2 protein-coding genes are annotated in these 1,433 nt (G+C 78.0%); both read left to right on the top strand.

The genetic code is table 11. The features are described from left to right. A partial coding sequence (locus FAF44_RS53210; RefSeq protein ID WP_237111121.1) for a hypothetical protein occupies positions 1-243 on the top strand: 243 nt, incomplete at its 5' end. Next, on the top strand, positions 243-1,433 hold a 1,191-nt coding region (locus FAF44_RS53205), incomplete at its 3' end, for a hypothetical protein (protein ID WP_237111120.1). The genes FAF44_RS53210 and FAF44_RS53205, both read left to right, overlap by 1 nt.

Below are 1,433 nucleotides of genomic sequence, written 5' to 3'. Positions count from 1 at the left end.
CTCTTCGTGGAGCCCGGAGCCATGCGGTCCGGCCGGGCCGCGCCCGGGTCGCCCGCCGTGCGGCGGCATGGGCCCGTCCGGTGGCCGGACCTGCCCGTCCAGCAGTTCTACGGGCCCCTCCAGCAGGTGCACGGGCCCGCCCCGCGCGGGCTGGACCGGCAGCCGCGGTTGTCCGTCCCCCGCGCCGACGACGGGCGAGCCCGTCCGGCGCACCCCTACCCCTGGCCTGGAGAGCGCGGTTGATGAACCTTCTCATCGTTCCCCCGTTCACCGACTTCACCACCGAGATCGTCCCGCCGCCCGGGACGGAGGTGCTCGACCTCGGCACCCGCCTCGTCGAGCGCCTCGCCGACCCCGCCCACCTGCGCGCCGCCGCCGAACGACGGTCTGACGGGCCCGCGCTGTTCGGACGGGCGGCGGCGGCCATCCTCGACCGGGCGTCCTACGACGACGCGCACCTCAGAGCGGTCGGCACGGCGCTGCGGCTGGCGGGCGACCCCGCGGTGCGGCTCGGCATCGACGACCTCGAACTGACCGAGGGCAGCACCCAGAGCAGCCGCGACGTGCTCGCCGCCGCCACCGGGTGCGAGCTGTTCCGGCCCGAGGTCGAGCGGGCACTGGAGGCGTCCGGGGGACGGCGGGCGCACGTCGTCGTGGACGACGGGCAGCAGCTCCCCGCCGCGTTCGCCCTGGTGCGCGCGCTCGGGGCGGACCGGGTGACGCTGTGCGGGCGGCTCGTGGCCGAGCAGGGCGCCGCGCTGCGGCGGGTGCCGGAACTCGCCGGGGCCGGGTGGCTGGACTGGTCGCCCGAGCGGGTGATCCGTCCCCGCTGGTACGGCGGCCTGGGCGCCCCTTTGCCGTGGGTGAGCGGCCCGGCCCGGCCGCCCGCGAACGGCCCCTGGGCCGGCCGGCTCGACGCGGTGCGCGTGGCGGCCTTCCCCCTCGGCACGCTGGCCCGCTGCCGGGGCCTGACGATCACCGTGACACGCGTCGACTTCCTGGCCGCCGCGACCGGGCTGAACGGCATGACCGTCAACCTGCGCCGCCTGCTGGCCGCGATCCCGGCGACGACGCCGGTGACGTGCGAGCTGGCGGTGGGCGCGCCGGGGATCGGCGCGGGCGTCGCGGGGGAGTCGCTCGAACTGCTGGCGGACGGGCCCGGAGGGGTGCGGCTCGGGGGCCTGCGCCCGTACCGGATGGGGATCCGTACGGTGTGGGCCGGGCACAGCGTGCGTTTCCCGCCGCCCGCCCGCGACGACCTGACCCGCTGGGTCGCGTTCGACGCGCCGGAGACCATGGGCGCGCGGGAGGTCGCGAGCACGATCAGGGCCTGGCGCGGCCGGTTGCCCGGACTCCCGCCCGGCCGGCTCGCCGCCTGTTCCGTGGCGGGGGAGGTTCCGGCGGGCGCGTGGGACCCGTGCGCGCAGGTCGTC

The sequence above is a fragment of the Nonomuraea sp. MG754425 genome (assembly GCF_021699195.1).
Lineage (GTDB): Bacteria > Actinomycetota > Actinomycetes > Streptosporangiales > Streptosporangiaceae > Nonomuraea.
This window is presented reverse-complemented; position numbering and strand designations above follow the sequence as displayed.